This is a genomic window from Chondromyces crocatus (assembly GCF_001189295.1).
Classification (GTDB): Bacteria; Myxococcota_A; Polyangia; order Polyangiales; family Polyangiaceae; genus Chondromyces; species Chondromyces crocatus.
This window is the reverse complement of sequence record NZ_CP012159.1, coordinates 7,146,688-7,171,977: the sequence shown is the minus strand read 5'-3', so window position 1 is coordinate 7,171,977 and position 25,290 is coordinate 7,146,688. Positions and strand designations below refer to the sequence as shown.

General features: G+C 68.5%; 22 protein-coding genes. 17 read left to right on the top strand and 5 right to left on the bottom strand.

Translation table 11 applies throughout. The annotated features are described in order from the left end of the window. Window positions 1-38 precede the first annotated feature (38 nt). Window positions 39-1,475: a protein adenylyltransferase SelO family protein gene (locus tag CMC5_RS26180; RefSeq protein WP_050432972.1), complete on the bottom strand. Its 1,437-nt coding sequence runs from the start codon at window positions 1,473-1,475 to the stop codon at window positions 39-41. Window positions 1,476-2,347: 872 nt separating this feature from the next. Between CMC5_RS26180 and CMC5_RS26170 the strand changes: the two genes are divergently transcribed. The 7 genes from CMC5_RS26170 (at window position 2,348) to CMC5_RS26140 (ending at window position 11,048) form a co-directional block, all read left to right on the top strand. Further along, window positions 2,348-2,797: a hypothetical protein gene (locus CMC5_RS26170; protein ID WP_050432970.1), complete on the top strand. Its 450-nt coding sequence runs from the start codon at window positions 2,348-2,350 to the stop codon at window positions 2,795-2,797. Window positions 2,798-2,842: 45 nt separating this feature from the next. Beyond that, on the top strand, window positions 2,843-3,703 hold the full coding sequence (locus tag CMC5_RS26165; protein ID WP_050432969.1) for a lysophospholipid acyltransferase family protein: 861 nt from the start codon (window positions 2,843-2,845) through the stop codon (window positions 3,701-3,703). Between the two features lie 20 nt (window positions 3,704-3,723). Next, the gene (locus CMC5_RS26160; protein ID WP_050432968.1) at window positions 3,724-4,641 is read left to right on the top strand and encodes an NAD-dependent epimerase/dehydratase family protein; all 918 of its coding nucleotides are present in this window, start codon (window positions 3,724-3,726) and stop codon (window positions 4,639-4,641) included. A 307-nt stretch (window positions 4,642-4,948) separates the two neighbouring features. After that, window positions 4,949-5,929 carry an STAS domain-containing protein gene (locus CMC5_RS47835; protein ID WP_245677767.1) on the top strand — a complete coding sequence of 327 codons (981 nt, stop codon included), beginning with the start codon at window positions 4,949-4,951 and terminating at the stop codon, window positions 5,927-5,929. Between the two features lie 214 nt (window positions 5,930-6,143). Continuing rightward, the gene (locus tag CMC5_RS26150) at window positions 6,144-7,427 is read left to right on the top strand and encodes a fatty acid desaturase family protein (protein WP_082362803.1); all 1,284 of its coding nucleotides are present in this window, start codon (window positions 6,144-6,146) and stop codon (window positions 7,425-7,427) included. 296 nt (window positions 7,428-7,723) lie between these two features. Continuing rightward, window positions 7,724-9,220, top strand: a complete 1,497-nt coding sequence (locus CMC5_RS26145; RefSeq protein WP_050432966.1) for a hypothetical protein — start codon at window positions 7,724-7,726, stop codon at window positions 9,218-9,220. 127 nt (window positions 9,221-9,347) lie between these two features. Beyond that, window positions 9,348-11,048 carry an alpha/beta hydrolase gene (locus tag CMC5_RS26140; RefSeq protein WP_050432965.1) on the top strand — a complete coding sequence of 567 codons (1,701 nt, stop codon included), beginning with the start codon at window positions 9,348-9,350 and terminating at the stop codon, window positions 11,046-11,048. A gap of 398 nt (window positions 11,049-11,446) precedes the next feature. Here CMC5_RS26140 and CMC5_RS26135 read toward each other — a convergent pair whose 3' ends face one another. Next, complete coding sequence (locus CMC5_RS26135; protein ID WP_050432964.1) at window positions 11,447-12,361, bottom strand: hypothetical protein; 915 nt, start codon at window positions 12,359-12,361, stop codon at window positions 11,447-11,449. A gap of 573 nt (window positions 12,362-12,934) precedes the next feature. Continuing rightward, window positions 12,935-13,405 (bottom strand): nuclear transport factor 2 family protein, encoded by a 471-nt coding sequence (locus CMC5_RS46075; RefSeq protein ID WP_082363518.1) that lies wholly within the window; start codon window positions 13,403-13,405, stop codon window positions 12,935-12,937. Window positions 13,406-13,611: 206 nt separating this feature from the next. Here CMC5_RS46075 and CMC5_RS26120 point away from each other — a divergent pair, with 206 nt between their 5' ends. Together CMC5_RS26120 and CMC5_RS26115 are read left to right on the top strand one after the other, a co-directional pair. Next, a complete protein-coding gene (locus CMC5_RS26120; RefSeq protein ID WP_050432961.1) occupies window positions 13,612-13,971 on the top strand; it encodes a VOC family protein in 360 nt (119 codons plus the stop codon). Further along, window positions 13,968-14,546, top strand: a complete 579-nt coding sequence (locus CMC5_RS26115; protein WP_050432960.1) for a GNAT family N-acetyltransferase — start codon at window positions 13,968-13,970, stop codon at window positions 14,544-14,546. Before CMC5_RS26120 ends, CMC5_RS26115 begins: the two co-directional genes overlap by 4 nt. Before the next feature lie 57 nt (window positions 14,547-14,603). Here CMC5_RS26115 and CMC5_RS26110 read toward each other — a convergent pair whose 3' ends face one another. Next, window positions 14,604-15,821 carry a TFIIB-type zinc ribbon-containing protein gene (locus tag CMC5_RS26110; protein WP_156338875.1) on the bottom strand — a complete coding sequence of 406 codons (1,218 nt, stop codon included), beginning with the start codon at window positions 15,819-15,821 and terminating at the stop codon, window positions 14,604-14,606. Window positions 15,822-15,921: 100 nt separating this feature from the next. Then, window positions 15,922-16,599, bottom strand: coding sequence for an MYXO-CTERM sorting domain-containing protein (locus tag CMC5_RS46645; RefSeq protein ID WP_179955481.1), 678 nt, complete (start codon window positions 16,597-16,599; stop codon window positions 15,922-15,924). Window positions 16,600-16,831: 232 nt separating this feature from the next. Here CMC5_RS46645 and CMC5_RS26100 point away from each other — a divergent pair, with 232 nt between their 5' ends. The 8 genes from CMC5_RS26100 (at window position 16,832) to CMC5_RS26065 (ending at window position 25,276) form a co-directional block, all read left to right on the top strand. Next, entirely contained in the window at window positions 16,832-17,662 is an 831-nt protein-coding gene (locus CMC5_RS26100) for a hypothetical protein (RefSeq protein ID WP_050432957.1), read from the top strand. A 31-nt stretch (window positions 17,663-17,693) separates the two neighbouring features. Beyond that, window positions 17,694-18,908: a hypothetical protein gene (locus tag CMC5_RS26095; protein ID WP_050432956.1), complete on the top strand. Its 1,215-nt coding sequence runs from the start codon at window positions 17,694-17,696 to the stop codon at window positions 18,906-18,908. 51 nt (window positions 18,909-18,959) lie between these two features. Beyond that, the gene (locus CMC5_RS26090; RefSeq protein ID WP_050432955.1) at window positions 18,960-19,580 is read left to right on the top strand and encodes a flavin reductase family protein; all 621 of its coding nucleotides are present in this window, start codon (window positions 18,960-18,962) and stop codon (window positions 19,578-19,580) included. Window positions 19,581-19,795: 215 nt separating this feature from the next. Next, a complete protein-coding gene (locus tag CMC5_RS26085; RefSeq protein ID WP_156338874.1) occupies window positions 19,796-20,554 on the top strand; it encodes a carbohydrate-binding protein in 759 nt (252 codons plus the stop codon). A gap of 240 nt (window positions 20,555-20,794) precedes the next feature. Beyond that, a complete protein-coding gene (locus CMC5_RS26080) occupies window positions 20,795-23,011 on the top strand; it encodes a type VI secretion system Vgr family protein (protein WP_050432953.1) in 2,217 nt (738 codons plus the stop codon). A 19-nt stretch (window positions 23,012-23,030) separates the two neighbouring features. After that, window positions 23,031-23,426 (top strand): PAAR domain-containing protein, encoded by a 396-nt coding sequence (locus CMC5_RS26075; protein WP_050432952.1) that lies wholly within the window; start codon window positions 23,031-23,033, stop codon window positions 23,424-23,426. Beyond that, a complete protein-coding gene (locus CMC5_RS26070) occupies window positions 23,423-24,280 on the top strand; it encodes a DUF4123 domain-containing protein (RefSeq protein ID WP_050432951.1) in 858 nt (285 codons plus the stop codon). The genes CMC5_RS26075 and CMC5_RS26070 overlap by 4 nt, the downstream gene beginning before the upstream one ends. A gap of 57 nt (window positions 24,281-24,337) precedes the next feature. Beyond that, a complete protein-coding gene (locus CMC5_RS26065) occupies window positions 24,338-25,276 on the top strand; it encodes a putative adhesin (protein ID WP_050432950.1) in 939 nt (312 codons plus the stop codon). The last annotated feature ends 14 nt before the right edge of the window (window positions 25,277-25,290 follow it).

Below are 25,290 nucleotides of genomic sequence, written 5' to 3'. Positions count from 1 at the left end.
AGGCGCTCGTGCCGCGTTCCCGGCCTGGGGACCAGCGCTCAGTCGGCGAAGAGAGCGCCGAAGCGGCGGATGCGCTCGACCTTCGCCTCGAAGGCCGACCAGTCGTCGCGCTCGGCGATGTCGCTCCAGATCGCCTCGATCTCGTCGATGAGCAGGCTGCACGGGCCGTCGCCCTGGAAATAGGGGTCGTCCAGCAGCTCGACCCGGGCCGGATCATGGCCTCCCATCGCCCGCTCCAGCGCGACGAAGCGCGTGCCCGTGTACTTGGTGGCGACGGGGCTCCGGCGCGCGCGGGCCGCGCTCGCGAGGCCACCGTACCAGTCGAAGAAGAAGCGGTCGTAGCCCACGCCGCTCTCCTGGAGAAAGCCGAGGCAGGCGTCGAGCAGCGCCTCGTCTTCCTCCGGGCCGTTCGAGGTGAGCCCGAGCCGCCGCAGGAACTTCGCGTGGAGCGCCTCGACGAAGGCTGGCTCGAACGCCCGCAGCGCCGGCGCGAACGCGGCGTCAGGGCAGAGCGGGCTCAGGGCCTCGGCCAGCCGCGCCAGGTTCCACACGAACGTGCGCGGCTGCCGCCCGAAGGCGTACAGGCCGGTCTCGTCGAAGTAGGCCGCGGTGAAGGCCGGATCGTACACGGGCAGGAAGCGGTACGGCCCGTAGTCGAAGCTCTCCCCGGTGATGTTCATGTTGTCGGTGTTGAGCACCCCGTGGACGAAGCCCGCCGCCATGAAGCTCGCACAGAGCGCGGCCGAGCGGCGGGTCACCTCGTGCAGGAAGCCGACCGGAAGCGGCCCTTCCTGCGCGCGCGCCTCGGGCAGGTGGTGCTCGACGGAGAACTGGAGCAGCGCGTCCAGCCGGTCCTTGTGCCCCAGGTGGGCGTGGCGCTGGAAGCTGCCGAACCGGATGTGGCTGTGGTTCAGCCGGACGAGCACCGACGAGCGGGTGGGCGAGGGCTCGTCGCCACGAAACAGCGACTCGCCGGTCTCGAAGAGGCTGAACGTCTTCGAGGTGGAGACGCCGAGCGCTTCCAGCATCTCGGTGGCCAGCACCTCGCGCACGCCCCCCTTGAGCGTCAGGCGCCCGTCTCCGCCACGCGACCACGGCGTCTGACCGCTGCCCTTGGTCCCGAGGTCGAGCAAGCGGCCCTTCTCGGGATCGTCGGGACCTCGGCCGGCGTCGCGGAGCTGCGCGAACAGGAAGCCGCGGCCGTCCCCGAGGCGCGCGTTGTACGTGCCGAACTGGTGGCCGTGGTAGCGGAGGGCGAGCGGGCGGTCGAGGTTCCCCGGCAGCGGCTCGAAGCGGGCGAAGTGCGCCTCCCAGGCCTCGGCGTCGAGCGACCCGAGGCCCACCCGCTCGGCCCAGCGCTGGTTCCGGAACCGGAGGATCCGCTCGGGGAACCTGGCGGCCTCGACGGGATCGAAGAATCCCTCTCCGAGCGAGGGGAAGAGCGGGGCAGAGCGGTAGGAGGGGCTCGTGGGCATGGTCGTGTCCCGTCCGGTGAGCCTTGCAGAGGGCGCCGGGGGGGTGGGCGCTTTCAGGGTCTTCTCGGGCGATTTCGAGGAATCTGCCACCTGCCAGCGTTCCGGGTGTCGTCAGCGGCCGACGGGACCTGGTCACGCGCGTGACGTGGTGTCGTCGGCCGCCGACGGGGCCTTTGTCTCGCGCGTGCCCGGGTCCCGTCAACGGCCGACGGTGGTCGTTTTCGCGAACATGTCCCCGTTGCTGGCAGTCAGGGACCTGGTCACGCCCTTCACCTGATGCCGGAGGTCGCCTGCCGCCCCTGGGTTCGCACCGCGACCGGGAGCCGGGAGCGCGATGACGGCACCCTGTTTCCGGGAACAGGTGTCGTCCGGGCGCGTCGGTGTCCAGGATCGCGTCCGGTCCGGATGCCGGAAGTCCACCGCCGGCATCCGGTCACGATGTCATCCTGCCGGTTGCCAGCCATCCGGCGTTTCGAGCACCTCCGTCGCGCAGCTCGTCCAGCAGGAGTGGAACGGATGGGCCACTGTGGAGCCGCGTTCGTCCAGTCATGGTGGCACTCGCTCCAGCTTTGTGGTCGCGACCGTCAGGGCGAGCGCTGCGGTGGTTCTCGACGCCCGGGAGGGGTGATCCTAGGGATCGCCAGAGGGCGATCTGCAAGATCCGCCAGCGTGGTCTCCAGCTCCGCGTGGGCCGTCGAGCCACCTTGTTTCCTGCGGGATCGGCGCTTCGAGCGTGCTGGCACGCGGAGTGCTTTGGTCCAGAGCAACACCGCCCCGCAGCCTCTCGCCGCCCCACGGGCCGCGCGCTGCTCCCCAACCTGCAACCTGGCTCGCCGAACGCGCACCGCGCGGGGGCCTCAAAGGAGATGGTCATGATCGGACACGTAGCTGCACAGATCGCGCGAGACGCTGCCACGCTCGGCTTCAACAGCACCGACTTCATGTCCTTCTCCGGCGCCATGTGCTGGGACGCCGTGGTGATGTGCATGAAGAAGGCCGGCGCGGCCGATCCGGGATCCATCACCTCGGCCAGCTTCTCGCATGTCGTCAGCACCTCCGACCCGGCGGTCAACCACCGCACCGACATGCAGCACGTGCCGCAGGGCGCGTTCATCGGCTTCTTCAACCCGGAGGGACGCCTGATCCACGCCATGATCGCCACGGGCTTCGGGTGCGCGGCGGGCAACAAGAACGCCTGCATCGGCGTCGGGAGCCCCGTCGGGTGGGAGGTGCTCGACCTCGGTGGCAAACTGCACTGGGTGTCTGGTGGCGTGCGGATCGATGGGCAGCGGTACACCATCCACTACCGAGCGCTCGATTGATTGCTCGATCGTTGCAGACGATCGCATGATTCGTATGCTCCCACGATGCAGCCACCTCCCGGCGTGACCACGCCGAGCGACGACTTCTTCTTTCGCCTCTCGGATCCCGAGATCGAGCGCGCCCTCTCGTCGCTGCCGAACCTGGTCAACCCGCTCGGCTTCGACGCCTGGGGCTTCTGCCCGAGGGAGGCCGCGCGCTACTACGTGCTCGCCCGGCGCATCCACGACTACTTCCGCACCGAGGTCCACGGCATCGACCGCATCCCCGAGGGGCGTGTCCTGCTCGTGCCGAACCACGCCGGGCAGCTCCCGCTCGACGGCATCGTCATCGCCGTCGCCTGCCTGCTGCGCGCCGGGAGGCCGCGGCTCGTGCGCGCGATGATCGAGCGCTGGTTCCCCAAGCTCCCCTACGTGAACGAGATCCTGACCCGCTCCGGCGCCGTCCTCGGGGATCCCGTCAACTGCGTGAACCTTCTCGAGGACGACCAGGCCATCCTCGTCTTCCCGGAAGGCGTCGCGGGCAGCGGCAAAACCTTCGACGAGCGCTACCGGCTCAAGCCCTTCGGGCGGGGGTTCATGCGGCTCGCGCTGAAGACCCGGACGCCGATCGTCCCCGTCGCCGTCATCGGCAGCGAGGAGTCCATCCCGAGCGTCCACAACCTGGCCTCCATCGCGAAGGTCCTCGGCATGCCGTACCTCCCGGTGAGCCCCTTCCTGCCGCTCCTCGGCCTCTTCGCTTACTTCCCGCTGCCCGTCAGGTTCTCGGTGTACTTCGGCGAGCCGATGTCCTTCGACGGGCCGTGGGACGATGAAGACGCGCGCATCGAGAGCCGGGTGGCCGAGGTGCAAGCGCGCGTGCAGACCCTGGTCGACGACGGGCTCGCGGCACGTCGCTCCGTCTTTTGAGAGAGCGTGGGAGGCTTCCTGTGGGTGTCATTCTGATCACGGGTTTCGCCGGGGGGCTCGCACGAGACGTGGCGGGCCGCCTCGTGGCCGCGGGACATGGCGTCGTTGGCGTCGATTACCGAGAAGCGCCTCCGATGGACGGCGTGACCCTGTACCGCGCGAGCTACGACAAGACCGCCATCGAAGACGTCTTCCGCAAGCACGCCTTCGACGCGGTGCTCCACCTCGGCCGGGTCGGCAATCTCTCTCAGGAGATCGAGCGCCGCTTCGAGCTGAACGTCCTGGGGACGCAGAAGATCTTGAACCTCTGCCGCGCGCACGGCGTCGGATCGCTCGTGGTGCTCTCGACGTTCCACATCTACGGCGCCCACCCGCGCAACCACACGCCCATCTCCGAGGCGGACCCGCTGCGCGCCGGCTACGAGTTCCCCGAGATCGCCGACGCGATCCAGCTCGACAACATGGCGACCACCTGGATCTACCAGCACCCCGAGGTGCGCGTCGTGGTGCTCCGCCCGACGAACGTCGTGGGCCCGTCGATCCGGAACAGCATGAGTTCTCTCCTCAGGCTCCCTCGCGTCCCGCACCTGGCCGGCTTCAACCCGATGACCCAGTTCATCCACCAGGACGATCTCGGCGCGGCCATCGAGGCTGCGATGAAGGGCAGCGCTCGCGGCGTCTTCAATGTGACGGGCGACGACGTCGTCCCCTGGCGCACGGCGCTCGACCTCGCCGGCGCGCGCTCGTTCCCCATCCCGTCGAGCCTGGTGACGCTCTACCTCAAGACGATCTCGGCGTTCCCGGAGTATCTCGTCAATTTCTTCAAGTTCCCCTGCGTCCTCACGGGGCGAGCGTTCCGCGAGACGTTCGGCTGGTCCGCGCAGATCGACCTCCCACGGACCCTGGCGAGCACGCGCGAGCAGCGCACCATCAATTGAGTGAGTCCAGCTCCGAGAGCTGGTCCCGTGCTGGTGAAATCGCACAATTGCGATTGCAGCGATGCCACATGTCCGTGACGGTCCTCGAGGAACCGCATACCCACCACAACATCATGGTGTGGGCGGAGCGCATGTTCGACCGACTTGTGGAGCTTCTGGAGATTCTCCGGGCCGAGCAATGTCTCGTACGATCATGGTGACTGGACAGCTCACAAAGAAAGGCGTGATCTATGGTCCAGGGCGTCCGGTCGTGGCGTGGGTCACGTCAGATTCTGGTGCGCATCAGTGCTGGACGGGAGAGTGCTCGATGAATTGCGATTTAGAGGGAGAACCGCTCGATCCGCGTCTCGCCGAGCTGAACTCGGAGCGGGATCGCCTTCGTGCGGAGCTGCAGTCCTTGCGTGACGCGCTGCACGGCGAGCAGCGCCACGCGGTCCATCTGCTGATGGGGCTACCGGCGGGCGTGTGTTACCTGCGTGGCCCCGAGTTCGTCTACGACCTGGCCAACAGCCGTTACTTCGAGCTCACCGGCAGCCGCTCGATCCTGGGGAAGCCGATTCGCGAGGCCTTGCCCGAGATCACGGGCCAGGGATTCGTGGACATCCTGACCGAGGTCTTGCAGACCGGCGTGCCTTACGCCGCCTCGGATGTCCCCATCCTCCTCAAGTCGAGCGAGGAGGGGCCACTCGTGGAGAAATGGCTCGATTTCACCTACCAGCCGGTGCGCTCTCCGACAGGGGCCGTCGAGGGCATCCTCGTCCTCATCGTCGAGGTGACCGAGAAGGTCCAGGAGCGGCGCAAGGTCGAGCTGCTCAACACCGAGCGCGCGGCGCTGCAGCAGGAGCTGATCCGCGCCCAGCAAGAGGCACTTCGCGAGCTGGCGACGCCTCTGGTTCCGCTCGCAGATGGTGTCATCGCCATGCCCCTGGTCGGCAGCGTCGATGCAGAGCGCGCCGCGCAGATCATGGAGACCCTTCTCCGAGGTGTCTCCGAGCAGAGCGCGCGGATCGCCCTGCTCGACGTGACGGGCGTGCGCACGGTGGACGAGACGGTCGCTGCGGCCCTGCTTCGAGCCGCAAGGGCCGTGCAGCTCCTCGGCGCCGAGGTGGTCTTGACCGGACTCAGCCCGGTGATTTCCCAGACGCTGGTCGCACTGGGCGTCGACTTCTCCGGGATCACCACGCTTCGCTCGCTCCAGGTGGGCATGGCGTACGCGCTGCGTGCGAAAGAGGAGACGGGAACTGCGCGTGCGCTCGGCGCCTGGGGCTCTCCGAGGCGAGGCCCCTGACGTCGCGGCGCCGATTCCGGAAGACGGTCCTCCGCGCGCGTGGAGCTTCGCCTGCCGATTGAAAATTTCTCTTCTCCGCGTGCGTCTCCGCACGCGACACGGCCGCGTTCGTTCGCAGGCGTTCCGCAGCAAATCAAGGAGGGGCCGCGATCGGTATCGACGCGGCGCGTTTCCCGCCCACGGGGGATGGACCCAGCGTGGTAGGTTCCGTCCTATGTCGATCGAAGAGGTCCGGGCGAACGCCACGGACGTCCAGTCCGGAGCGGGCACGCTTCCTCCCTTCGTCAGCACCAAGAAGCCAGGCCCTGCTCCGGCGCGCGTCGACCCTCCCTCGTCGACCGACGAGGGTCTCCCGAGCGTCGAGGCCTCGCCCTCTCCCTTCGCCAGGAAGGAGGCTTTCGCGCGGGAGCTGCTCGACCTCCGGAAGGAGCTGGAGGCGTCGATCGGCCCCGAGGACCTTGAGCACCTCCGCAAGATGCAGTGGTGGGGCAGGGGATGCTCGGCGCTCGGCTACGCGACCGCGTGGATCGCACCCAACCCGATCTCGGCGCTGCTCATCGCGCAGGGCAACACGGCGCGCTGGACGATGGTGACCCACCACATCGCGCACCGCGGCTACGACCGGGTGCCCGACGTACCCGAGCACCAGACGGGGCGCGGCTTCGCCGTGGGGTGGCGTCGCTTCCTCGACTGGCCGGACTGGATCCACCCCGACGCCTGGCGGCACGAGCACAACGCGCTCCACCACGGGAACACGGGCGAGACCTCCGACCCCGATCTGGTGGAGGAGAACATGGAGTGGCTCCGCCAGTCGGACCTGCCCCTCGTGGCCAAGCACGCGATCGTGGCGTTCTTCGCCTGCACCTGGAAGCTCACCTACTACGCACCCAACACGTTCCTGGAGTGGCGGCGCGTGCAGCGGCGTCGCGCGGGAGAGCAGGACGATGGCACCCCGATCCGCTTGATCTCCGCCTTCGACCCGTTCACCGAGGAGGGGCGTTCCTTCTGGGCGACCTGCGTGCTGCCGTATGCTGGGCTCCGCTTCGGGGCGCTCCCGGCGCTGTTCTCCCCGCTCGGTCCATGGGCCGTGGGGAGCGTCTTTCTCAACAGCGTGTTCGCCGAGGTGCTCACGAACATCCAGAGCTTCATCCTGATCGGCCCGAACCACGCGGGAGAGGATCTCTACCGCTTCGAGGGGCGGGCGAAGAGTCACTCCGAGTTCTCGGTGCGGCAGGTGATCGGGTCGGTGAACTATGCGACCGGCAGTGACGTGGTCGACTTCTTCCACGGCTTCCTCAACTACCAGATCGAGCATCACCTCTGGCCGCACCTGCCCATGCGCCAGTACCAGCGGGCGCAGCCCCGGGTGAAGGCCATCTGCGAGAAGTACGGCGTCCCTTACGTGCAAGAGGGGGTGCTGCGGCGCGCGAAGAAGATGGTCGACATCATGGTGGGGCGCGCCTCGATGCGGACCGTGGACCCGGCCGGCGCGCGCTGAGCGAGGCCCCGGGGGGGACACGCGGATTGCGCGGGTCTTGCGCAAGTCGTCCCTCTCTGGCGCGAGGCACGCGGCGGGTTCTGGCGCGAGGGCCGGGGCGGGGCGTCGGCGCGCTTCCTGAGATCGGCCGGGAATGCAGGCTGGCCGTGGCGCGCTGTGGGGTGATCCGGGCTGGCGCAAGGCTTGCTGTGGAGACGCGCCGTTCTGCGCGCTCCGATCGAGGTGACCCACGCTCGACGGGACGGCGGCAGCGGTCTGCCACGCAGTGCAGCACCCCAGAAAGGACGTGGCCCGAGATGAGGCATCTTCATTCCCGCACGACGCGACGCACCTGGATTCATGGTTCCTGGCTTCTCGCCGCATCGCTCGGAGCCACGGGTTGCATCGAGGAATCCGCGCTGTCCGAGCCCTCCGAGCTGACCGTGTTCTTCGACGACGTCTACCTGACCGCCGAGGGGGAGAGGGTGCAAGGGAGACCCCTCCACGAAGGGGCATTGCGTGTGGCGGCGCGCGATGACGAGGGGGGCTTTCGCTTCTTCGAGGGAGAGTTCTCGGACGACCACGCGCGCTTTCCAGGCGTGCCCGACGGTGAGCTGTACGTGTTCGTCGGCCCGCAGGGGCTCTCCCCGAGCGAGATTGTGGTGACGTCCGAGCGTGAGCTGGACCTGGGGCGGTACGTCCTTCAGCGGCCGGACGTCGGCGCCGTCACGCAGCCGTCGCTCGTCCAGATCGCGCTCGATGGAATGAGCCCGTGGCAGGAAGGCAATCAGCTCGTCCTCTACAGCCCGGGAGCGGGCGCGGTCGGTACCTTCGACGACGTCCTCACCAGCGAGATCGCCCTAGGCGCGACCAGCATCGACGATTCCTTCGACATGCTGGACCTCACCGTGGCCCATCTCGTCGATGGCGATCGCGGCGACGAAGCCTTGCTTCTCGAGTACGTCGAGCAACCGTCGCCAGGAACGAACGAGGTGGAGCCCACCCTTGCCCTGGAGCGGGTGTTTGCTGTCCCCTCGTTCACGCAGGTCGACGGCGCGACGACACCGATCCGTGGCAGCCTGACGGCCGCGCCGCAGGCCGAACTCCACCTCGATTGGAAGCTCTCCGAGTTCGAAGCGCTGGCGGCCTCGGTCCACCCGGAGGCCAAGGCGGCAGGCTACGGCGTCAAGGTGCATGCACAGCCCACAGCAGGCTTGCTCGGTTTCAGGAGACCTCCCGCCCTCCTTTCGCACGTCGGCGCGCCCTTGGCAGACATCGATGTCGCGCTCTCCTACGGAAATCCTTTCCCGTCCGCATGGCAGACCTATGGCCTTGCTTCCGTCACCCTCGTGGCCGAGCTGGAGGTCCCTGGCTCGGACGAGCGCGTCGGCGTCTTCGTCAACGCGCATGCGGCGCTTCCGGTGGACGCGCGCGGAGAGACCAGCTTCTCGCCCCGCTTCTCCCCGCCGCAGGCTCTCCGGATCAACGGGCAGGATGCCCAGCGACCGCTCCTCGACGTGGGGGTGACGCCGACCGTGAGCTGGGATCCTCCAGCCATCAGCGGCACGTTCTCGTACGCGATTCAGCTCACCCGCTTCACGCAGACGCCCAACATCGGCCCGATCTCTCCTCCGGAGTTCGTCGTCTACACGAGCGATACCCAGGTCGTCCTCCCTCCCACCCTCCTCACGCCTGGCGAGCTGGTTCAGGTCTCGGTGGTCGCCATCCCGCGGAGCGAAGCAGACGCTCCTGGCAAGGCCTACGTACCGCTCCGGGAGGGAGCGCCGATTCTCTCGGGGCTGTTCAGGCCCTGAGCTGACCTCGGCGCGCTCCTCCGGGAGCGAGGCAGGTCGACCGTGAGGGCCGGGTGAGCGACGATGCTGCGCGCGCCGTCGTTCTCACCGCCCCGCTGGGCGCCGTCTCCTCCTTCAGGGAGTCTTCATGCAGAAACCGCTCTACCTCGTCGCTCCGCTCATCGCCCTGGCCCCCGCTGTCTTCCTCCCGAGCTGCGAGGGAGACGGCTCCGGGTCGTCGGCCACGTCCGAGACCGCATCCACCGGCAGCGGCGGCACGGGAGGGGACGACGGGCAGGGAGGGCACGGCGCCGAGGGGGGGCAGGGCGGCGCGGGCGGCCAGGGGGGCGATGACGTGCCCATCGTCTGGGGGCCTTGTCCGGAGACCTACGCGGAAGCGGAGTGCGCCCTGGTGCCCTTGCCGCTCGACCACGACCACCCCGAGGGGCCGACCCTCGACGTCTTCGTCGCCCGGCGCCTCTCGGGAAACCCCGACGCCGCGCAGCTCTGGATGCTGCAAGGCGGACCGGGCAGCTCGGGGGAGTCGTTCTTCTTCGGCATGGTCGATCGGTTCGCGTCCTTGATGCCCGATGTCGACCTCTACATCCCCGACCACCGCGGCACCGGCCGCTCTGCGTACCTCGGTTGCGACGCCGAGGATGCCGCCTCGCCCGGAGGGCAGCTCATCCTGGCCGAAGAGTGGCCCGCCTGCGCCGCTCAGGTCGCCTCGGAGCGCGCCACGGAGCTGCCCTTCCTGACCGTCACCAGCGCGGCCCGGGATCTCGGCACCCTCGTCGAACGAACGCGCGCTCCAGGGCAGCCGGTCTTCGTCTACGGCCTCTCGTACGGCACCTACCTCGGCCTGCGCTACCTGCACCTCTTCCCCGAGCAGCCCACGGGCGTGATCCTTGAGGCCTTCGTGGCGCCGGGGGAGCTCTTCGTCTCTCGTCTCGATCAGTCCTACGATCCTCCAGCGCAGGCCTACGCGGCCCTGTGCGCGGCGGATCCCCTGTGCAGCAGCAAGCTGGGCCCCGACCCGTGGGCGCGGCTCGGCGCGATCTTCAACTTGCTCGACACGGGCCACTGCGCGGAGGCGGGCATCGACCGGCCCATGCTCCGCGAGATCATGTCGGGCCTGTTCATGGGCTGGCGTTCGCGCCTGCTCTCGCTGGCCTTGCCGTACAGGCTGGAGCGGTGCTCCGCCGAGGACCTCGCCGCCATCGACGAGTTCAAGTCCTTCTGGTTCGAACCCTATGACCTCGCGGGCTTCTCGCAGGCGCTCGAGGTCCACATCGATTTCTCCGAGCTGTGGGAGACGCCGCCCCCGAGCCCGGCGGAGCTGCAAGCCCGCGCCGACGCTTCGCTCTACGGCCCGAACTGGGCTTCTGCCCGTGGCGAGGCGTTCGCACTCTGGCCCAAGTACCCGGCCGATGCCTACACGCAGGCGTGGCCTCAGGTGGACGTCCCGCTGCTCGTGCTCAATGGCACGCTCGATCCGCAGACGCCCATTGCTCAGGCCGAACTCGCGGCGGCCCATTTCGATGGGCCACACCAGACGTTCGTGGCCGTTCCCAATGCGCCGCACGTCACCTCCACGCAATCACCGACCACGCTCGGCGACGGCGTTCCCTGTGGCGCCCGGATCATTGCGAATTTCGTCCTCGACCACGAGGCGCCAGTGGATACCTCGTGCATTGCGGTGATGCGCCCCGTGACGTTCGAGGACGCGGCGCTCGCCTCGGTCTTCTTCAATGCGTGGAGTGTGTGGGACGACGTTCCCTTGCAAGGGAACGCCATCCCGGAGGTGCCGACCTCGCGTCGCGCCTTGCAGCACGAGGAGGCTGACTGATCAGGGGGCGCCGCTGCATTGCGAGGCGCACGAGGGGATCGTAGAGCCCTCTTCGCAGACGTGGGCGGAGGCGCACTCGTCGTAGCGCTGGACATCCTCGGCACAACCATGGAGTTCTCGTGCCTGGCGTGCCTGGCGTGCCTGGCGTGCATCCTCTGCGCATTGCTCGATCCACCAGGGCTCATAGTGCCAGCAGGAGCAGTACGTCTTGCAATGTGAGGGTCGCTAGAACGGCCTGGAGGTGTCGTCTCGTCATGGTCTGGGCTGGTCCATTTTCGCGAGGGGTGGGGATCATGGACTGGTGAAGCCCGATTCATTGAGGTCAGCGGTCAGGAGGGTGTCGTGGGGAGACTTCACGGGTGGCTCGACGCGACTTGCGGCACGGGGAGCTTCACGGATCACGGGGCACCGCTGCACTGGGCGGCGCACGCCGTGTCCAGGCACGAGGTCAGCGCGAGCTGGGCTGCTGGAGCGTCAGGGTGTCGGCCCAGGCAGCCCAGGGAGCCCGAGACGCAAGCGGCGAGACAGTTTTCGGGCCATGGATCGGACGCACATGACGGCTCGCACGCGGTGACACAGGCATCGTACTCGCTGCAGACCCGGCCGGTCCGACAGTCCTCGGCCTCCTCGGCGCAGACGAACCGTCTGGCGCAGGCCTGACACGTCTCACAGTCGGTTCCTGCCATGGAACAGGCCTCGCAGTCCTCGACATCGGTCCCATCGGAACAGCTACCCGTCCCCAGGCGTTCGTCGCAGATGCCGTCGTTGCGGGTGGGGCAGACGCAGTCGTCGATGTCGGTCTCGTGAGCGCAGAGGCCGGTCCCTTCTGGCCCGTCGCAGACACCGTTGTTCTCGTAGTCGCAGGTGCAGTCTGCGAGGTCGGTCCCCGGCGGGCAGGTTCGATCACAGCGGCCATCGTTCTCTCCGGGGCAGTACCCGCAGTCGTAGGAGTCGCTTCCCGGCTGACAGCGGCCAGTTCCACCCGGCTCGTCACAGACGCCATCGTGATGGGTGAAGCAGAAGTCGCTGGCACACTGGAGGACCTCTGGCTCGAGGCGGGGACAGGCGCCGAACCCTTTCAGCCCTTCCTCGCAGACACGGCTGGCGATGCACTGGTAGTAATCGCGGACGATGTGCTGACAGCCGTGCTCCTCGGCGGCCCCCCGGATGGAGAGTTCCTCCTCGCGGCATCGGTCGAACCAGTCGGGTTCACAGTGCCAGCAAGAGCAGTAGGACTTGCAGCCTGAAGGGAAGTCGTCGCGGAGCGACTCGCCGACCCAGTCGAGCGAGCAGGCGTGGATTCCGCCGAGCATTGCCGTGGTTGCTAACGTGGCCAGGAGATGTCGAGGGGTCATCGGATCTGGTTCCTGTTCGAGAGGGGTGTCTGGGCTCCCTGGTCGTGAGCAACGCCGCGGCCCGACGGAGGCGAGAATAAACGCGATGCATCTCGCTTGGAATCGGTAGGCGCCGCTGCCGTCAGCTTTTTGCGAGGCTCGTCGAGCGCGAGCCATCGCGTGGAAACGCCGCTGATTTCTGTGCGGACGGCCTCGTGGAGACGAGCCCTGTCGTCATCGTCTGCGCCGGTTCCTTCTCGCGAGGGGTCGGGGATCGTGAGCCGTCGATGCCCGCTTCATCGACATTGGCGGTCACGACGGTGTGGTGGGCGGACTTCGCGGGCGACCCGGCGCGACGCTCCCTGCAGCACGAGGAGCTTCACGGAGCAGCGCGTGCTGCTGCATTGCGCGACGCGAGCTTGCAGGTGGTCCAACCGGACGGGTCGCCGGACTGTCGTGTCGTCGGTCGGCTTCCTGCGTGAGCGTCGAGGGGACGGCCAGGCGCCTTTGCCAGAGGAGACGGCCGTCCTCGATGCGTCACCAGGCGGGGGTTCAGTCCTGGGGCGGCGCGCTGACCGCGAGCTTCGTCGAGCGGAAGCGCCAGCCGTCCTTCGTGCGGACGTAGACGTCCTCGTAGTCGCCGTAGTGGAGCTGCACGCCGGCCGCCTCGTTCCCGCGTTGCACCATGTAGGCCGTGAAGCGCCAGCTGCCGCGTGCGGTGTCCCCGTCGATGGAGAGCACGGGGAGGCAGACGGTGTGGAACGACCAGCGGGTGAACGATGGGATGGTGTCGTGGAACCACGTCCGCAGGGCTTCTTTCCCGCAGAACTTGCCGAAGTGGGCGTACTCGGTCTCGCAGTCGTCGACGAACAGTGCGAGCAGCTCGTCGGCGCGATCAGGGGTCTGTGTCAGCGCGTCCAGGATGCGGATGTAGGACGCCTTCAGCGCGTGGATGGCCTTCTCCGCCTTGATCTCTTCGATGTGGATGGCCAGGGCATCGAGATGCGGGGTCGTGGTCTGCATGGTGGATGATCCTCCGAGGTCTTCGAACACGCGCGCTCGGGACGCGGTGCGGCCTTCGAGGTCAACCGCCGAGGCCATCGAGGTCAAGCGGCACGAGTGACGAGGGCCGAAAAAGGACCGGTGTTGCGCGGATGGGCGTGGTCCTTCCGGCTGAAGTGTCAGGGCTCCCGTGCTACGGAAGGCGTGTGGAGGACGCTGCACAGGCCATGACCTCGTTCGTGAAGATCTTGACGTCGGACGCGGAGCGCTCGGTCCGCTTCTACGAGGCGCTGGGCTTCGAGACGATCCAGGCCGAGCCGCCATTCGTCCACCTGCGCTGGGGAAGTCAGGCGGACGTCTACCTCGTCACCCCGCCGCTCGGGATGGCGCTGGAGGCGCGCAAGGGCGTCGGTGTACTGCTGGGGTTCCGCGTCGAGGGTGGCGGCGTGGACGTGGTGGCGGCTCGCGCGCAGGCGCACGGGATCAGCATCGAGGGCCCGGTGATGCAGCCCTGGCACACGCGGGAGATCATCGTGTCGGACCCGGATGGGTACCGGCTGAACTTCATCGAGCGCGTGGTGTCATGACCTCCCTCGATCCGCTGGCCACCGAGGTCCCTGGTCTCGCGCTGCGTGTCGCGGTGGCCGACGATGTGCCGGTGATCCTCGCGTTCATCCGGGAGCTGGCCGCCTACGAGAAGCTGCTCCACGAGTGCGTGGCCGATGAAGCTGGCCTCCGAGCGACGCTGTTCGGCGTGAAGCCCGCCGCCGAGGTGCTGCTCGCGGTGCTGGAGGGGGAGCCCGTCGGGCTCGCGCTGTATTTCACCAGCTACTCGACGTTCCTGGCCAGGCCCGGGCTGTACCTGGAAGACCTCTTCGTGCGCCCGGCGGCCCGGAAGCGAGGCGTCGGTGCGGCGCTCATGACCGCGCTGGCGCGCCTCGCCGTTGCCCGTGGCTACGGGCGGTTCGAGTGGTCGGTGCTCGACTGGAACGAGCCGGCGCTGCGCTTCTATCGCTCGCTAGGGGCGCAAGGGATGGATGGGTGGACGGTTCAGCGGGTGACGGGCGAGGCCCTCGTGCGTCTCGCTTCGGGGACCTCACGCGACGCCTCGGAGGCCTCGCGCGACGCGACGGGCATCTCCGGCGATCCCGCCGGCACCTGACATCCTCTGACGTCCCTGCGGGAGGAGCGCGCGACCCAGCCGCCCTGGCCGCAGGACTCAGGACGCGGCCCGGACGCTCGCGGTCTGGTGCAGAACGTACACGGCCCGTTCCAGCATCCAGATGGCGGCCTCGGGGTCGCAGAAGCGCGCGTCACTGCTCGGGTAGAGCAGGTGGAGCCCGGCGGGGCCCAGCGTGAGCCGGAAGCCCGCCGCCCGCAGCTCGTCCGCGGCGGGTAGGTCGGCGCGCCGCGTGCGCCCGGGGACGTAGCTCGCGAGGAAGACGTCGAGGCGCTGCACGTGCGGGGCGTGGGCGAGCATCACCAGCACCGCGACGTCGCGGTGGTGGAGGGACACGCTGCGCCGCACGACCGGGGATCCCTCGCTGCTCTTCGCGATCTCCAGTGCCCCTTCCGGCGTGCTCGCCGCCCAGTGCGCATCGAGCCACGTGACGGCGGCGCGTGTCCCGTCCTCGCGCATCCGGGTCCCGTAGCAGCTCGCCAGCCCTTCCAGTGCGGTGCGGTGCCGGGACTTCCTCGCGCCCCGGCGATCGAGGACGACGCTCCCACCGAGCAGCAGCGCGCTGAGCCCGACCCCCCCTGCGAGGAGCGGCAGCCGCAGCTCGGGCATGGCACGGCCGAACGAGCCAGCGACGAGGATGGCGACGTACGCCGGGATCATGAGCGGAAGGTTCCAGAGGATGCGCGCCAGCAGCTCGACCGTGCGACGGCGCGCGTCCTCGCCGTGCTCCCTGACCCGGGTCCGGGAGGCGCGCGCCTGCGCCAGATCGGCCTGCTGATCCGTGGGTGCGATCGCGCCCGCCGTGGGCGTCACCAGCGGCTCGTCGCCCTCCAGGCGCACCGTGCGGAGCGCGCGCTTCAGACCGAGCCAGAACAGGCCCACGCATAGCGCGAGGCCCACGTAGAGCACCCCCGCAGCGATGGACCGCGAGAGCCACGCGAGGCTCTCCGCAGGGGCCAGGGCGAGTGCCGAGCGCATCACGACGAGCACCAGAAAGACGTGGATGTGACGCTCGACGAGGCGGTCCAGCACGCCGGACGCCGCGCTCTGTGAGATCGCCTCGACGAGGCCCATGCGGTCGAGTTCCGCCTCGACCCGCTCCCGGTAGGTCCGAGCTTGCTCGCGCATGCGCTCGGACAGCGCGGTGGAGGCCCCGCAGTGGCGGCATCGGGCGTCACGCGTTCCGGGATCGACGCGGAGCCCGACGCCGCAGTGGGCGCAGGAGAGGATCGGGGCTTCCTGGTCTACACGATCCACGTTCCGTTCCTCGCGACCGGGGCTGGATCTCTGGCGGTGGTCCGTCCTCGTATCCGCCCCGATGCGTCCTTCGTGAGGCCCGTGGGCTTCCTTTCGGAGCTCAACCCCGCGGGGTCGTGCGCTGCCGCTCGCTGGCGCGTGCGCGACGGCGTGCCGCGACGGCACCCACCCCTGCCAGCGCCACCGCGAAGCCCCACGGGGAGCCCCCTGCCTCGGCCACCTCGCACGCGCAGCCATTCGCGCCCGGCGGCACTGGCGGCGGCTCGTTCCCGGGGATGGGAGGCGGCGGGCTGTTCACCGGCGGCGGCGGCTCGCTGCCGGGCGGCGGCTCACCGCTCCCGGCTGGCGGAGGCGCGGCGCCCTCGGGGACCGTCCCCTCACCGAGCTGCGCCACATCTTCGGCGGCCGTATCGAAGAGCTTGGAGCGGGAGCACAAGCTCGCGACCAGCGAGCCCTCGCGCGAGCCCGCGTAGATCAACCACTCCTTGCCTTCCTCGAAGTACAGGCCGCAGGCAGCGCTGCTCGTCGCGGTGCGCACTTCCACGGTGCTCCCGACCTTCCCCTTCCACGCCCGAGACACGTCCAGCTTGACCACGAGGGGGACCGTCTCGTCGCTGCTCTGCTTCGCGATGCCGACGACTTTTCCGGCGAACACGGCCTCGGACTGTTCGAGGGCCGTGGCGACCGGCGGAGGGGGAACACATTTGCAGGCGAGGACGTCCGTCGTCTGCAGCAAGGTCAAGAGCGCGGTCGTGAGAGCAAGTGCCAGGTTGCGCATGGGCGGGCACTGTAGCATCGCCCGCGCGGTTGCCTTCAGGGGGCGCGTGCTTGCCTTGATGGTGGGGAGGAAGGCGCCGTGGATGGTCGGGACGAAGCCGACATGGCTCCAGGGCAGGGGATCCAGGCCCATTGACCTGCGGCGCGGAGGCGTCCTTGACAGCGTGGCGTGCGCCTGGAGAAGCTGCTCGCCCCCTCTCGGGTGGTCTCGGGTGGTAAGGAGCTTCCAGCTCATGCGGTCCATGCACACTCCTTCCTCGGCCATCCTGATCGTCGCGCTCCTGGGCCACACGGCTTGCCGTGACGACGAGGGCGGTGGCGTCTGCGAGGGCTTCAGCGAGCGCTGGGTCGGCTCCATGGACGGCCAGACCGTCGACGAATGCTATCGACTGCGCTCGACGACGGTGTTTGGTCTCCTGGACGTCGAGACGCGCGCCAAGGGCAAGACCTTGCTCCAGGGCGACGAGGGGATCGAGACGCTCCGCGACGGAGAAGCCATGGAGGCCACCGGCCTGTTCCGGTTCTCCGACGGAGGGTTCCTGGGGGGCGAGTGGTACTGCGCGGGCGCTGGCACCACGATCGAGCAAGCGTCACAGGGCGTCCGCGGCATGAACTACACGCTCACCTCGCTTTCGCGGCTCGGCGCTTGTCCTGGCTCCCCCGTGGAGGGGACCTTGAGCCTCTGCGTATCGAGGGAGGGCTCCTGCCCTGATGGTCACAGCGACTTCAGCGGGCAGATCGACGGCGCGACCATCGACTGGTCGGACGATCTCTTCACGGCCGACTACGTCAGGTACAGCGACGAGACGCGCTGGATGCCGAATTTCAGGAGCGACGACGCCCGCCTCATGCAGGTGTACGTTTCCAGGGGAAAATTGACGGGAGGCTACCTCATCACGCCCCCCGAAGCGCCGGATGGCGGAGCGCTCTACTGCATCGACGCTGGCACGGCCTCGGTGAGTGAGTTCACGTCGAACATGACCATCACGAAGATTTCTCGTCTGGGCCGATGCGTCGACGCCACACCGGTCGAGGGGTCGATTTCCGTGACGAACATGCTCTGATGTGGCTCCCCGGTGAGTACCCTCACCGGCCATGAAGCACCGCAGCGCGTGCCGTGTCCTCGCCGCGAGCGCCGTCGCTCTCGCCCTCCTCCCGCTCCCCTTGCTGCTCTCCGCCTGTGCTCCCGTCGACGACGAGGGCGTGCTCGACGAGCTGGAGACCGAAGCGCTCGACGAGCCCGTCACCCAGCACGAAGACGCCCTCCAGGGCCCGGGCTGGACCGTCCTCCAGGCCGGCGGCGGGGCCCCGATCCGGAGCATCATCCGCCGCGCGGACGGCATGCTGCTGGGCCCGCGCAGCTCGGGGCACGAGATCGAGGTCTGGGCCAGCACGACCAACGGCGCGAGCTGGTTCCGGCGCGGCTCGGTGGCGAACAACCCCGCGGTCGATTTCGGCGACGTCACCATGCTCCGCGTGCCCGGCACGACCACCATCTTCTGCGCCTTCCGCGAGTTCAGCGCCGGCAAGTTCCGCGTCACCGTGACCCGGAGCAACAACGACGGCGACAGCTGGGTCTACGACAGCACCGTCGTCGGACCCGTGTCCCGGTTCGTCGGCGCCCCGTTCCTGTTCATCCGGGGGAACGGCGATCTCCAGGTCTATTACGACTCCGAAGAGCTCGCGGCCGTGAAGGGCTTCCCCGGGCACCAGTGGATCGCCATGCAAGGTCGAAGCGGGATCAGCGGCGCCTGGAGCGCCTACGGCGTGGTCACCGTGTCGCGAGAGAAGGCTGCGGGCGCCCTGTCCCGCGAGGGCATGCCGACCGTGGTGCAGCTCGGCGGCGATCGCTTGATGGCGGTGGTCGAGGGCGTGGAGCCGTTCCCTTCGGGCGGCGCGCGCGCCAACGAGATCCACGCCACCCAGTCCTGGGACGGCGGCAGGACCTGGGACGACGCCATGCGCCGCACGCCCTACCGCGCCCGGATCCACCCGGGGACGGGCCGGCGGTACAACGCCTACGCCCCGTACGCCATCCGCGTCGGCAACGGCCCGGTGGGGGTCGCCTTCTGCACGGACGAAGACAAGGCCGGCGCGCCCGACCTGGCGAGCACCCCCCCGGAGCAGCGGAGCTGCCGCGTCGGCTACGTCGGCACGACGGTGAACTTCGAGACCTGGTCGGGCACCAGCGCGATCTGGACGGGCACCGACAAGAACTACACCCCTGGCCTGTTCGAGCGGGCCTTCAACGACGTCATCGTCACCGTGGACGCCTTTTACGGAAACCAGCGCATCCTGCGCCGCCCCTGAGCGCGCTCGGGCCCTCGGGCAGCGCCGTCGTATGCTCTCTGCGACATCGCCATGCTCTTCGACGTCCAGCAGCTCCCCCCGACCAGCGTCTACAAGCTCCTCACCGCCACCATCGTCCCCCGACCCATCGCCTGGGTCGTCACCCAGAGCCCTGACGGCGAAGTCAACGCCGCGCCCTTCTCCTTCTTCAACGTCTTCTCCGGCGATCCCCCGGTGATCTGCATCGGCGTGGGCGCTCGCGGACCTGGCCATCCCAAGGACACCGCCGCCAACGTCGCCCTCACCGGCGAGCTGGTCGTCAACCTCGTCTCCGAGGACCTGGCCACCCAGATGAACGTCACCGCCATCGACTTCCCCCAGGGCGTCGACGAGCTGGCCGAGGCCGGCCTCACCCGCGTCCCCTCCTCGAAGATCAAGCCCCCGCGGATCGGCGAGAGCCCCGTCGCCTTCGAGTGCGTGAAGCTGGACATCCACCCCGTCGGTGCCGACAACGTCCTCATCATCGCCCGCGTCGTGGCGATCCACGTCCGCGACGACGTCGTGCTCGATCCCGCCCGGTGCCACATCGACACGCCGAGACTGAAGCTCCTCGGCCGCATGCACGGCGCCGGCATGTACGTGCGCTTGACGGACCTCTTCGAGATGCCCCGCCTTCGCCTCCCTCCGGGGTGATCCGTCAGATCATCGGGGGGGTGATCCGATGGATCGCGCGCACGCCTCCCGAGGCGCTCCCGCACCGCGCCTCCCACGCGCAGACGGCGTAACCAGGCCGGATCGCGCGCCACTCGGACCCCGCAGCGCCGCTGGCCCACCTCGTGCAATCAGCCAGCCCATCGGATCGGACCGCAGCGTGAAGAGCCGCGGCGTTTCCCGAGAGGAGCACCCCCATGCGACGAACCATGATCGCCGACCGCCTCGGACTGCCCTTGCTGGCAGTCATCGCCGTGACCGCGATGGGCTGCATCGGTGAGCCCTTCGAACCCGAGGAGTTCGCCGAGGACCAGGACAGCGCCCTCGCCGGATGTGCCAGCGCCCCTGCCTGGGCCGAAGGCGTCACCTACGCGACCGGCGCCGCCGTGCGCTACGAGGGCAAGTCTTACGAGTGCATCCAGGGCCACACGAGCCTCGCGGGCTGGGTGCCGAGCGTGGTCGCCGCCCTCTGGCGAGAGACCTCCACGTGCTCCACGCCGAACCCGAACCCCGATCCCAATCCAAACCCGAACCCCAACCCGAACCCCAATCCAAACCCGAACCCTGATCCGGGCCCCAATCCGGGCGGCGCCACACACTCGGGCTATGCGTCGTACAACATCTACGACGGCATCCCGGCCACCTCGGTCAAATGCAACCTCAGCCCCCAGACCTACGGCATGCAGGTGACCGCGATCCGCCGCGACTTCTTCCAGCAGCACGGCATCAACGTGCTCTGCAACAAGTGCGTCAGGGTCACCTCGAAATCGTTCGGCGGCGGCTACGGCGCCACGGCGATTGCGCGCATCATCGACGAGAGCAATGACTTCAGCCTCAACGGGGGCACCCGCTACCTCGATCTCGCGCCCCAGGTGTTCTCCAAGATCGGCAATACCGACGCAGGATCGATCCCGATCGACTTTCAGATCATCGACTGCCCGGCAGGGCTGAACTGAAGGGGGGAGGAGCGCGAAGGCGCGCAACGGTCGCGTGAAGGCGCGCAAAATTGACGCACGAGGGTTCCGCGCGGTGCAGGCCGCCGGCGGCCACTTGACAAGGTTCGCCACCTCTGGTGGTGGTTTTCATCTGGATCTGCGGAGAAACCGGCTTCTCCCCGAGATCGCCATGCGCGCCGGAACCGCGCGTCGTGACGGACGTCGGGTCGAGTCGAGGAAACTGGAAAGGGTTGCCACGTCATGAGGAAGCTCAGGCTCAATTTCGACGGGAAGGGGGATGCCACCCTCGAGTCGCGCGCCTTCTCGGTGCAGGAAGGCATCTCGGAGATCTTCTCCCTCTCCGTGGTGGCCATGTCGCCGAGCGCGGACGTCGATCTGTCGGCACTCGTCGGCAGGCCGGTGGTCTTCGAGATCGAGAGCGGCGCTCAGCACGTCAGCCGCTGGGGGCGCAAGTGGCGGGGCATCGTCAGCAACATCGAGCACGTGCAGACGGAGGTCTCGGACGAGGGACGCTCCACCTACTCGGTCGAGATCGTTCCCGAGCTGTGGCTGCTCACCCAGCGGCGCAACTACCGCATCTTCCAGCACGTCTCGATCCCCGACATCGTCGACGAGATCTTCACCGAGTGGAAGACCGAGCGGAAATGGAAGATCCGGCGTGGTGAATACCCCAAGCTCGAATACAAGGTGCAATACGGCGAGAGCGATTATGCGTTCGTCCGGCGCCTGCTGGAGGAGGCCGGCATCGCCTTCCATTTCCAGCACATCCAGCAGGGCTCCACGCTGACCCTCGCCGACAACCTGACCCTCGGCGAGCTGCACAAGGCCTCCCCGATCCCCTACGTCGACAACCCCAACCAGGCCGCGCAGAAGGAGTTCGTGTCCGAGGTGCGCATCGTCCACGGGGTCCGCCCGGGCAGCTACACCTTGCGCGACCACGACTTCCGGAACCCTGGCTTCCCCCTCTTCGAGAAGACGACCGCTGGCACCACGCCGGAGACCAACTACGAGCAGTACCATTACCTGCCGGGCGCGTTCCTCGCCGAGACCGGCAAGGCGAGCAATACCCCCGTGGCCGACCGCAAGGGCATCGCGCGGCACGACGCGAACAACGGCAAGGGATTCGTCGAGCTGGTCCGCGACGCCGAGCGCACCGGCAAGCGCCAGGTCTCGTTCATCACCAACGTCTTCGGCCTCGAGCCCGGCGAGCTGTTCACCATCGACGATCACCCGCGCAACGAGCTGCACACCAGCAAGCAGCTCCTCATCACCGACTGCCGCATGGAAGGGACGGCCGTCGGCGAGTGGTCGATGGACGCCAAGGCCGTCTTCGCCGCGGAGCCGTACCGCCCGCCGATGAGCACCCCCAAGCCGGAGGTGAAGGGCGTGCAGAGCGCGACCGTCGTCGGCCCACCGGGCGAGGAGATCCACACCGACGAGTTCGGGCGCGTGCGCGTGCAGTTCCCCTGGGATCGCGAGGGCAAGAACGACGACAACAGCTCCTGCTGGATGCGCGTCAGCCAGGGCTGGGCCGGCGCGGCCTTCGGCTCGCTGAACCTCCCGCGCATCGGGCAGGAAGTCCTCGTCGGCTTCCTCGTGGGCGACCCCGACCAGCCGATCATCGTCGGCCGCGTCTTCAACGGGACGAACCAGGTCCCGTACAAGCTGCCCGATCACAAGACGCGCAGCACCTGGAGGAGCGACTCCTCGCCCCGCGGCGGCGGCTTCAACGAGATCCTCTTCGAGGACCTCGCGAAGAAGGAGCTCGTCTACATCCAGGCGCAGAAGAACCTGCGCAAGCTGGTCCTCAACGACGAGACCATCACCGTGGTCAACGACCGGCAGCGCTTCGTCAAGAACGACGATCTCGAGACGACGGGCCGAAACCGGATGGAGGTCACCCTCGGCGAGCGCACGGAGATCACCGACGCCGACCGCACCTACGCCATCGGCAAGGACCGCCGGAAGCTGGTGAAGGCAGACGAGATCGAGATCACCCAGGGCGCCCACCAGCTCGTGATCGGCAAGAGCCAGGACCTCGTGGTCAAGGCCACGCAGAAGGAGCAGATCGGCGGCGACGCGCACCTCCAGGTGAAGGGCGACCGGCGCCGCGCGGTGGGTGGCAAGGACTCGCTCACCGTCGGAGGGAGCCGCCACGTCAAGGTCAAGAAGAGCCACCTCCTCGACGCGGGCGACGAGATCCACCTCAAGGCCGGGACCGAGCTGGTCATCGAGGCCTCCCGCGATCTCACCCTCAAGGGCCCTGGCGGCTTCATCCGCATCAACGCCATGGGCATCACCATCGTCGGCACCCTGGTGAACATCAACAGCGGCGGGATCGCCGGCATGGTCTCCACCGCCTCACCGGACGCCGCCGACGCCGCCGTCGAGGCGAAGATCGTCGAGCCGAAGAAGCCGGAGCCCGACGACGTCAGCAAGACCCGGCTCGGCCAGTGAAGGGAAGGAGGGAGACGCCATGCCGCCTGCAGCCAGAATGACCGACTTCCATCTGTGCACCCTGCACCCCATGACGCCTTCGAGCGGCGTCGTGCAGCCCCGCGTCGGCACCGTGAGGATCGGCTTCCTTCCGGCCGCGCGCATGGGCGACCCGATCGTCTGCATCGGCGGGAACGGGATCATCCTCAAGGGCGAGCCCACGGTGCGCATCGAGGGCCTGCCCGCGGCGCGCCTCGGCGATCCCATCGCCCACGCCGTGGTCCCGACCGGCACCATCGGCTTCGGCTGCCCCACCGTGAACATCGGCATGTCGGTCCAGGCCAACACCCTCGTGTCCGCCTCCCGCGGGGGCACGCCCTTCTGCGAGGAGTGCGAGGCGGCCCCCGACGTCGACCCGAAGGGCCCGGCGAAATGAGCCGAGCGCCGCGGCTCATCGTCGAGATCCGGGGCGGACGCCAGAGCGGCCAGTCGGCCGTGATCCCTCCCGGCGGCAAGCTCCGCGTCGGGAGGACCGCGCCCTCGGACCTCTTCGTGGCGAACGACCGCCAGATGTCCGGCGTGCACTTCGGCCTCTCGTGGGACGGCGCGCGGTGCCAGCTCGAGGATCTCGGCAGCGCCCAGGGGACCCTGCTCAACGGCGAGCCCGTCAAGGAGGCCGAGGTCGCGCACGGCGCCTGGATCCGCGCCGGCGACTCCAGCTTCATGGTCTACGTCGAGGGCGCGTCCACCCCCCCGAAGGAGGACCCCACCGCCCTCGCCGACCTCGAGGCCCGCGTCCTCTCGCGCCTCCGCGCCGAGAAGGAGCCGCTCTTCGCCGTCCTCGACGCCGCGCGTGACCCGCGCATCCTGCCCTGCCTCCGCGAGTCCGTCGAAGCCCACCGCTCGCTTTACGACGGGGTGAAAGGCGAGGCCCTCTCCGACGTCGCCCCCCACCTCGTCGCACTCACCGAGCCCGACGGCCTGCTCGAGCGCCTCGTCCAGCATGGCTGGGGACAGAGCTGGGGGATCTTCCTGACCAGCCGTCGCCCGCTCGACGACGTGCGCACCCATTTTCGCCGGATCCTGATGGTGAACACCACCCCGGGGGCTCCCCGTCTCTACTTTCGCTTCTATGATCCCCGGGTGCTGCGCACCTTCTTGCCCATCTGCACCCCCGCTCAGCAGGGCGAGATGTTCGGCAAGAACGGCTGCTTCCTGATGGAGGGCGATCACGGCGAGGTCCTCCGGTTCACGCAGGACGCGCAGCCCGCCGCACAAGGGGCCTCGTGACTTCGCAACCCGCGCAGCGCACCCCGCTGCCCCAGCACACGACGAGGGAGGTTTCGCATGGCTGAAGAGGGACACCGACAGGAGCTGGGCGATCACTTCTACCTGTTCACGCACGCCATCGGGGAGTACGCGCCCTACCTGATCATCAGCTCCCACGGCGGCTTCACGCCTGGCGCCACCTCGCGGGAGCGGGCGACGAACACGGCGCGCTTCCTCGGCTCGTTCACCACCGGGAAGCTGGGGCTGACCAAGTACGCGACCTCCAACGAGCGCATGGACCGGGTCCGGTGGACGAAAGCGCCCAGCTACGCGCCCCTGTTCCTGTACGCCTCCCACGGCGTGACGCTGGTCGACCCTGGCGTCGACAAGGTCCTCGCGGTGAAAGCCAAGGAGCGGATCGCGCCCAGCGCCGACGTGCAGGACTACGACCTCTCCAAGTTCCAGGGCAAGCACGGCGGCGGCGGCAAGGACACGCCGCCAGAGACGTATGACGGCATCCGCCGCGCGATCATGAACGCGCGACAGTTCTCCAACATGCAGCGCGAGAAGCTCGTCCAGGCGTTCCCGAACTGGGACTCCATGACGACCGCCCAGAAGAACACCAGCATCGACGAGTGGTGCAACGCGCCCATCGCGAACCTCGTCCTCGACCCGGACCCGACCAAGGCCATGGGACAGCAGATGCAAGCGGCGGAAGAGGCCAACAAGCGGAAGCAGATGTACAAGAACACGCGTGAGTTCGAGATGTACGACGTGCTCACCGTGCGCAACCGACAGAAGCCTGGCGTACGGTCGGAGGTCCACCTCAGCGACGTCCTCGAAGCGCTCGACTCGCTCGTCGGGTCGGACGGTCAGCCCTACCAGTACCGAGAGATCCACTGCTCCTTCTGCCGCAGCAACATGCTCGACCCGAAGGGGCCGAAGGAGACGGCCCCGGCGCACGACTCGTGGGCGAGAGGCTCCGACTTCAACCGCCTCGGCGTTCCCAAATCCTGAGCCTCGACATGCCG

What these genes read in the sequence shown, in the direction of transcription:
- CMC5_RS26095 (WP_050432956.1), top strand. Translation starts at nt 17,694, where the DNA reads ATGAAGCACCGCAGCGCGTGCCGTGTCCTCGCCGCGAGCGCCGTCGCT.
- CMC5_RS26075 (WP_050432952.1), top strand. Translation starts at nt 23,031, where the DNA reads ATGCCGCCTGCAGCCAGAATGACCGACTTCCATCTGTGCACCCTGCAC.
- CMC5_RS26135 (WP_050432964.1), bottom strand. Translation starts at nt 12,361, where the DNA reads ATGCTCGGCGGAATCCACGCCTGCTCGCTCGACTGGGTCGGCGAGTCG.
- CMC5_RS46645 (WP_179955481.1), bottom strand. Translation starts at nt 16,599, where the DNA reads ATGCGCAACCTGGCACTTGCTCTCACGACCGCGCTCTTGACCTTGCTG.
- CMC5_RS26065 (WP_050432950.1), top strand. Translation starts at nt 24,338, where the DNA reads ATGGCTGAAGAGGGACACCGACAGGAGCTGGGCGATCACTTCTACCTG.
- CMC5_RS26150 (WP_082362803.1), top strand. Translation starts at nt 6,144, where the DNA reads ATGTCGATCGAAGAGGTCCGGGCGAACGCCACGGACGTCCAGTCCGGA.
- CMC5_RS26100 (WP_050432957.1), top strand. Translation starts at nt 16,832, where the DNA reads ATGCGGTCCATGCACACTCCTTCCTCGGCCATCCTGATCGTCGCGCTC.
- CMC5_RS47835 (WP_245677767.1), top strand. Translation starts at nt 4,949, where the DNA reads ATGAATTGCGATTTAGAGGGAGAACCGCTCGATCCGCGTCTCGCCGAG.
- CMC5_RS26170 (WP_050432970.1), top strand. Translation starts at nt 2,348, where the DNA reads ATGATCGGACACGTAGCTGCACAGATCGCGCGAGACGCTGCCACGCTC.
- CMC5_RS26165 (WP_050432969.1), top strand. Translation starts at nt 2,843, where the DNA reads ATGCAGCCACCTCCCGGCGTGACCACGCCGAGCGACGACTTCTTCTTT.
- CMC5_RS26070 (WP_050432951.1), top strand. Translation starts at nt 23,423, where the DNA reads ATGAGCCGAGCGCCGCGGCTCATCGTCGAGATCCGGGGCGGACGCCAG.
- CMC5_RS46075 (WP_082363518.1), bottom strand. Translation starts at nt 13,405, where the DNA reads ATGCAGACCACGACCCCGCATCTCGATGCCCTGGCCATCCACATCGAA.
- CMC5_RS26180 (WP_050432972.1), bottom strand. Translation starts at nt 1,475, where the DNA reads ATGCCCACGAGCCCCTCCTACCGCTCTGCCCCGCTCTTCCCCTCGCTC.
- CMC5_RS26080 (WP_050432953.1), top strand. Translation starts at nt 20,795, where the DNA reads ATGAGGAAGCTCAGGCTCAATTTCGACGGGAAGGGGGATGCCACCCTC.
- CMC5_RS26145 (WP_050432966.1), top strand. Translation starts at nt 7,724, where the DNA reads ATGAGGCATCTTCATTCCCGCACGACGCGACGCACCTGGATTCATGGT.
- CMC5_RS26115 (WP_050432960.1), top strand. Translation starts at nt 13,968, where the DNA reads ATGACCTCCCTCGATCCGCTGGCCACCGAGGTCCCTGGTCTCGCGCTG.
- CMC5_RS26085 (WP_156338874.1), top strand. Translation starts at nt 19,796, where the DNA reads ATGCGACGAACCATGATCGCCGACCGCCTCGGACTGCCCTTGCTGGCA.
- CMC5_RS26120 (WP_050432961.1), top strand. Translation starts at nt 13,612, where the DNA reads ATGACCTCGTTCGTGAAGATCTTGACGTCGGACGCGGAGCGCTCGGTC.
- CMC5_RS26140 (WP_050432965.1), top strand. Translation starts at nt 9,348, where the DNA reads ATGCAGAAACCGCTCTACCTCGTCGCTCCGCTCATCGCCCTGGCCCCC.
- CMC5_RS26090 (WP_050432955.1), top strand. Translation starts at nt 18,960, where the DNA reads ATGCTCTTCGACGTCCAGCAGCTCCCCCCGACCAGCGTCTACAAGCTC.